Here is a 7,047-nt window from a genome sequence, read left to right as displayed (position 1 = left end):
AACATTATTATGAATTTTTTACCATACATACAAGTGTTAAATTATACTTAATATTCATAGTATTTTAATAAGAAGATCCTTAAAATTCTAAGGATTTCTTATTTAGAATTTTTTACTTCATATCATATTAATTTATACAGTATTATTAACTACATTAGAAATATTAACAACATTTATGCTTTATAATTTTAATAAATTATTGATATTATTTAAGTTCAATCATTTTTTCTCTTTTCATATGTTTGTTCTCACTTATGGAATAAAAGATTATGAGTATTTTTTACATGTAAATTATGGTAATTAATTGTCAATGACAGTTTTTAGTGTTAATCCAAATTAATCATGAAATAAGTTTTTAAAGTTATTTTCAGTAAATTAACATTACCTTTATAGTTATTAGAAATAGTTGTATAATAGATATAAGTAAATTCTATTTTTGGGGGTAATTTATGAAATCAGTTTTTATCGAAATAGGGGTTATATTTTTTATTTTTATAGTGATATCTGGTATAAATCCAATTATCGGAAAGTTCGTACTTTTTAGCTATCTATTTTATAAGTTTATTACTAAAAGATATATATTTTATTCTGTCAAAGGTAGTAAACTCTATAGAAATGGAAATAAAGAAGAAGCAATTAAGTACTTTGAAAAAGCTAGTAATATTTCTACATGTAAACCTAGAATACACATAAGCTATTCTTACTTATTACTGGTTGAAGGTAGACTAGAGGATGCTGAAAGAATTTTAGGATACGCAGCAAAGTCTAAACTTTATGGTAGAGAGAATCTCAATGCCAAGATAACTTTAGCTCTTATTGAATGGAAAAAAGATAACCTAGATGAGTCTATAAACATATTAGAGGAACTTTTAAAAGAAAGTAAAAGTATGACTCTTTATGAGTCTCTTGGGTACTTACTACTACTTAAAGGTGATTATGAAAGGGCTTTAGACCTTAACTTAGAAGCTAAGGAATATGATAGTTCAAGTAGTATTATATTAGATAATTTGGCTCAAAGCTATTATAATCTTGGGAAAATTAAAGAAGCCGAAGAAATATATGAAGATATTACAAAAATTAATTTGACCTTTGCTGATCCTTACTACTATTATGGACTTATATTAAAAGAAAAAGGGGATTTAGATGAAGCAAAAGATATGTTCTTAAAAGCATTAAGCTGTCCTGAGTCTTTCTTAACAGGTCTTAATAAGTCTACTATAGAGAAGGAACTTGATTACTTTAAAGATATGTCAGTAGAGGAAGAAACCGCTTCAGATAAATATCTAGAATAAAATATCTGACTTTATTCCATAAAATTTTATTATTAAGTCAATAATAAAGGCACTATAAAATTCATTTATTTGAATTCTATAGTGCCTTAAATATCTAAATCCTAATATGAGCCAATATATTTATAATCATATAAATATATTATTCTTGCTTTAAATCAAAATATCTATTAATACTATTCCTTATAAGAAGATTTTAAACTTACAATTCTATTAAACACAAGGTTATCTTCTTTCGAATCCTTGCTATCTATAATAAAGTATCCATGTCTTATAAATTGAAATCTTTCCTCATCCACTAAATCTCTTATCGCTGGTTCAAGGAAAGCTTTTTCTATTATTTTTAATGATTTCTTATTTACACTATTAAGAAAATTATCCTCGCAAAATTCCTCTAAGAATAAATCCTCGTATAGTCTTACTTCACTTGGAATAGCCTTATCTACACTTACCCAGTGAATGGTTCCCTTTACCTTACGTGCTGTAAATCCGCTACCACTTTTAGTCTCTGGATCATAGGTACATATAAGCTCTACTATCTCTCCAAAATTATCCCTTATAACTTCATTACATTTTATAAAATATCCATGCTTTAGTCTAACCTCTCCACCTAAAACTAATCTCTTATATCCTTTAGGTGGATTATCACTAAAGTCTTCTCTCTCTATATATAATTCTCTTGTAAAAGGCATCTTTCTAACGCCTAAAGAGATATTACTTGTATTATTCTCTGCTTCTAAATACTCTAAATGGCTTTCATCTAAGTTAGTTATTACTACCTTTAAAGGATTAAAGACTGCCATTATTCCTTTTACCTTATCCTTTAAATCTTGTCTTAATGAATTCTCAAGAATACTTACATGAAAAGTATTTTCTACCCTTGATACTCCAATCTCATCTAAAAAGCTAAATATAGCTTCTTTGGTATATCCTCTTCTTCTTAAACCCTTCAGAGTTGGAAGTCTTGGATCATCCCATCCATTAACATATTCCTTTGAAACTAACTCCTTAAGGTATCTTTTGCTTGTAACCACTCCACTTAGATTCATTCTTCCAAATTCTATTTGCCTTGGAATAACTCCTTCTAAATCTAGTTCCTTTAATACCCATTCATATAAAGGCCTATGATTTTTAAATTCATCTGAACATAGTGAATGGGTTATGCCTTCTATATAATCTTGAATAGGATGAGCAAAATCATACATAGGATATATACACCACTTATCTCCTGTTCTATAGTGATTTAAGTGAAGTATTCTATATATAACAGGATCTCTAAGACTTATATTGGGACTCTCCATATCTATCTTAGCCCTTAGGACCTTTTCTCCCTCTTGAAATTCACCATTTTTCATTCTATTAAAGAGGTCTAAATTTTCTTCTATGGTTCTATTTCTAAAAGGACTTTCTTTCCCTTTAGTAGTTAGAGTTCCTTTATACTCTCTAATCTCCTCTTGGCTTAAATCACAAACATAAGCCTTTCCCTCATTAATTAGGTACTTAGCATAATTGAATATACCTTCACTATAGTCAGAACCATAATAAGGCTCTTTGCCATAGTCAACTCCCAACCACTTCATATCTTCTATTATTGCTTTTTCATACTCTACATCCTCTTTAGCTGGATTAGTATCATCAAATCTTAAATTAAATTCCCCATTATATTTCTTAGCTAAAGCATAGCTTACATTTATGGCATAAGCACTTCCTATATGGAGATATCCATTAGGCTCTGGTGGAAATCTAGTATGAACCTTTTTTACTATATTTTCTTCTAATTCTTTACCTACAATTTTATCTATAAAATTTAAAACTTTACCTTCATTACACATAATATTATTCTCCTTTATTTAATGAATTTTTAAACCAACTAGTGAATAGAATTAAATAAATTTTTAATAAATAATATTAGTGTATCTGGTAAATTTGAAGGGTTATAGCACCGGTTAATTTATATTCCTTTGCCCCATTCTGATCACTTCTTTCCTATTTATTTTATAGGATTATATCACTGTTTTATTTTATTGTAAATATTATACTTATAATACTATGCGGCTAAGGCTATAAATTCTTTCCAAGACATAGAATATTGCATTTCTCTTTGCAATTCTATATCTTCTTCAAATCCTACTTTAGTAAAAGCTTTCTTAGATCTATGATTCTTAGAATTAATTTTTGCAATAACTTCATCTACTCTCCAATTAAAAAAGGCTGTTTTTAATCCTTCTTTAATGGCCTTTGGTCCTAAGCCTTTTCCCCATTTTTCTCTATCTCCAATGGCTAAAACCATCTCTGCTTTACTACCTTTATGAACAAGTCTTAAAAATCCTATAGGATCCTCATTATCTAATATTATGAAAAAACTTCCATTTTGGTTGAATAAATGAGTTAATATAGGCATATTAACATTTTCAACTACATTACTAACACTCTTACTGACTCCGTCACTTTCATTTAGGTACTTAGTAACTTCTTCATCATCTAACCAATCAATAATCTTTAACGCATCTTCTCTATAAACCTCTTGACGAAGTTTTATATTAGTGTCCAAAACTTTCCCTCCTCTATAAAATAAAAAACTATTATAGGTATTATAAATACCTATAACAGCTCTTAATAAAGACATGTAGATTATATACTAGGTTTAAGTTATAGTAAAATGTTGTAAGTTATGTAATTCAGTTACCAATTAACTTTGTCACTAGATTAGTCTAGAAAGCTTAATATTACTGACTTTTACTGTATCATGTTATTAAAATGTAAATTTCCAATTTTTATGAATTTTATTCAATTAAATACCTTTTTATTTCCATAAAACCTTGCTTTCCTTACATTTTAATTATTTATATGAATTTTATTCCTCTCACTTAATTGCACATTATAATTTTATTACATCTATATTTCTTTATAATTAATAACTCTTATTAGATTTTAGAGTTAAGCTAATTGTAAAATTCTAAAATCCAATAAGAGTCTATTAAATCTTCTATATTACTAAAAATTTTTAATTATTATATGGTCTTAATACATTATAATAATTTATTAATAAAACTAGTTAGATTAGTCTTCCTTAGGAGCAACTTCTCTTACATAATCCCAATATTCCCCTGGTGTAATTGGTTTTGGTTCTGCCACCATTTCTGCTACCTTTGCAAGTTCTTTAATCTTATTTTGTAACATAGGCTGCATACAATTAGGTACATGATCTTGATTGACCCTATGAATCATTACACATTCAAAACAGTTTCCATGCCATTCACATTTAACTTTAGGACAAGGACATTTTGTATACTTCCCTGATTTAATCATCCCCCTAAGTTCTTTTATAACCTCTACATATTTATCTTTTTCCATAAACACTTCCCCCTAAACTTATAAACTCATAAACTCAACTGTATTTTTAGCTTTATTCCATCCATATTTGTGAAGTATATCAGTGATAAATTAGCCTGTTATACTACTTGAATTTTAAAATAGTCACAATTGCTAATTTAAAATTCTAAAAGACCAAAATTCCCATTCTGAATTTTCATAATTTCAATAGGATAACTTAGCTAGCACAAGGAATTAAATCTCTCTAAAAAAGTTTACACTTTTAAGCTATATAGCACCTATATAATAATTACCATATAGGGATTATAATATTTTTTATTCTATCTAAAATTACAAAATATTTACACTTCTATTTCCTTAAATATAATATCGATACCCTCCTCAATATTTTCCTCTTTCACATTGGATACATTTATTTTAAGAAGACTTTCCTTTTTAAATTCATTTAAATAGTTATTACTGGCTGTACTTACTAAAATAGATTTCTTCTTTAATCTTCTTATGACCATTTCAATATTTATTCTCTCATCTAATACTATACATCTATGAATACATGGATTTTTTATATCTATATAATGAACCACATTCTTCGAGTGTTCTATATTCTTTCTTAATGAACGTGCTAAGTTTTTACTCCTTATTAAATATGATTCTTTAATCTTTTCTTTATGTCTATTAAACATACCGCTTTTTATATAAATCTCCAAAGCTCCCTGAGATATCATAGATGTATCCACATCCATTAACGTTTTATATCTACTAAAGTTTTCAACCAGTTTTTGTGGAAGCACTGCAATCCCCACTCTTAATCCCGGAAATATTATTTTCGAATAGCTTTTCATATAAATAACATGTTCTGAAGAATCATAAGAGTATATAGGATCTGCCTTTGAATTAGTATCTAAATCAGCTAAATAATCATCCTCTACAATATATACATCATACTTTTTTCCTAAGGCTGCAATTGCCTTCTTTTCTTTTTCTGAGTAAGAGGTTCCCAGAGGATTATGGAACCTTGGCATGGTATAAAAAAACTTTATATCTTCATTTTTAAATATACTTTCAAGCTTTACTAAATCTATTCCTTTGTTTGTTCTCGTGATTCCTTTTACAGGAATATTATGAGTCTCTAAATAACTAATGAATAAATGATATCCAGGCTGCTCTATTAGAATGGTTTTCTTATTATTTTTAAAAGGCATAGATGTTAGTATAGCTAAGTTTTGCTGTACTCCCGATGTAATACATATATTCTCTTCTCTTGCAAAAACCTGATAATTTTCTAACTGCTTTTTTACAACCTTAATTAATGAAGGTAGTCCCTGTGGTGTACCATATATAAATAAGTCATTTTTATATATGTCAATAGCCTTATTAATACAATGTTGAAAATCTAAATATGGAAAAATATTAGGGTCTGGTGATGAAGATTCAAAGTCCCAAATAAGTTTATGGTCCATATTATCTCTTAAAGTATTTTTACTCTTAACAACATAGTATCCACTTTTAGGAATAGAATAAATCATGTGATTCTTTTCTAATTCCTCTAAGGCTCTTATTACAGTACTTTTATTACATCCATAGTATTCACTAAGTTTTTTTATGGATGGAAGCTTGTCTCCCGCCTTGTACATTTCTTTATAAATCAAGGCTTCAATATTATTTAATACCTCTAAATATTTATACATAAAACACCTCTATGTAAATAACTATACCGGCATAGTTAGGATTTATTTATATTGTACCATGGTTTCCTATTAAGTAATATGTAAGTATATTCAATATTATTTTGAGAATATAAAGTTATATGGAGGTAACTTATATGGAAAAACAAAGGAAACTAGCTTATATTTCGGCAACACTATACGCCTTTATAATAGGACTATCATTTCTATGTGTGAAAGTTACTTTAACAGTAACTACTCCCCTTGATACTCTAGCTCATAGATTTACAATAGCATTTATTTTTGCATTGATTCCTATAATCTTTAGGTGGATTAAATTAGATATAAGGGTAAAGGATATTGTGAGTATTATTCCTATTGCCTTATTTTACCCAGTAATATTTTTTACTTTTCAAGCTCTAGGATTAGTGTATATCTCTTCCTCTGAAGCTGGCATTATACAAGCGACACTCCCAATCTTCACAATGATACTATCAAGACTTTTCTTAAAAGAAGATTGTAGTAAACTTCAAAAAATATTTCTTTTCCTCTCTACCTTAGGAGTAATATATATTTTCTTCATGAAAGGTACAAGCTTTAATATTGCTAGTTTTAAGGGAGCATCATTAATCCTTCTTTCTACTATTTCTTCTGCTATTTATAATATATTAGCAAGAAAAACCACTAAAAAATACAAGTCACTAGATTTAACTTATATGATTATAACTGTAGGATTCAGTTATAATCATATAAGTTAAATC

At 27.7% G+C, this 7,047-nt stretch carries 6 protein-coding genes; 2 read left to right on the top strand and 4 right to left on the bottom strand.

Annotation, left to right across the window (positions count from 1 at the left end; translation table 11 throughout):
• Positions 1-449 precede the first annotated feature (449 nt).
• Positions 450-1,292, top strand: a complete 843-nt coding sequence (locus AB2369_RS09895) for a tetratricopeptide repeat protein (RefSeq protein ID WP_367666316.1) — start codon at positions 450-452, stop codon at positions 1,290-1,292.
• Positions 1,293-1,465: 173 nt separating this feature from the next.
• Here AB2369_RS09895 and AB2369_RS09890 read toward each other — a convergent pair whose 3' ends face one another.
• The 4 genes from AB2369_RS09890 to AB2369_RS09875 all read right to left on the bottom strand — a co-directional run bounded on the left by AB2369_RS09890 (position 1,466) and on the right by AB2369_RS09875 (position 6,310).
• Entirely contained in the window at positions 1,466-3,121 is a 1,656-nt protein-coding gene (locus tag AB2369_RS09890) for a glutamine--tRNA ligase/YqeY domain fusion protein (RefSeq protein ID WP_367666315.1), read from the bottom strand.
• Positions 3,122-3,336: 215 nt separating this feature from the next.
• The gene (locus AB2369_RS09885; RefSeq protein WP_367666314.1) at positions 3,337-3,840 is read right to left on the bottom strand and encodes a GNAT family N-acetyltransferase; all 504 of its coding nucleotides are present in this window, start codon (positions 3,838-3,840) and stop codon (positions 3,337-3,339) included.
• 509 nt (positions 3,841-4,349) lie between these two features.
• Positions 4,350-4,643, bottom strand: a complete 294-nt coding sequence (locus AB2369_RS09880; RefSeq protein ID WP_367666313.1) for a hypothetical protein — start codon at positions 4,641-4,643, stop codon at positions 4,350-4,352.
• Between the two features lie 320 nt (positions 4,644-4,963).
• On the bottom strand, positions 4,964-6,310 hold the full coding sequence (locus tag AB2369_RS09875) for a PLP-dependent aminotransferase family protein (RefSeq protein WP_367666312.1): 1,347 nt from the start codon (positions 6,308-6,310) through the stop codon (positions 4,964-4,966).
• Between the two features lie 134 nt (positions 6,311-6,444).
• On the opposite strand from AB2369_RS09875, the gene AB2369_RS09870 reads away from it, so the two are divergent.
• Complete coding sequence (locus AB2369_RS09870; protein ID WP_367666311.1) at positions 6,445-7,044, top strand: DMT family transporter; 600 nt, start codon at positions 6,445-6,447, stop codon at positions 7,042-7,044.
• The last annotated feature ends 3 nt before the right edge of the window (positions 7,045-7,047 follow it).

It is taken from the genome of Clostridium sp. (assembly GCF_040797585.1).
Classification (GTDB): domain Bacteria; phylum Bacillota; class Clostridia; order Clostridiales; family Clostridiaceae; genus Clostridium_Z.
This window is presented reverse-complemented; position numbering and strand designations above follow the sequence as displayed.

Excerpts from the sequence above, each read along its gene's own strand:
- AB2369_RS09895 (WP_367666316.1), top strand. The coding sequence starts at position 450 with ATGAAATCAGTTTTTATCGAAATAGGGGTTATATTTTTTATTTTTATA.
- AB2369_RS09890 (WP_367666315.1), bottom strand. The coding sequence starts at position 3,121 with ATGTGTAATGAAGGTAAAGTTTTAAATTTTATAGATAAAATTGTAGGT.
- AB2369_RS09880 (WP_367666313.1), bottom strand. The coding sequence starts at position 4,643 with ATGGAAAAAGATAAATATGTAGAGGTTATAAAAGAACTTAGGGGGATG.
- AB2369_RS09875 (WP_367666312.1), bottom strand. The coding sequence starts at position 6,310 with ATGTATAAATATTTAGAGGTATTAAATAATATTGAAGCCTTGATTTAT.
- AB2369_RS09870 (WP_367666311.1), top strand. The coding sequence starts at position 6,445 with ATGGAAAAACAAAGGAAACTAGCTTATATTTCGGCAACACTATACGCC.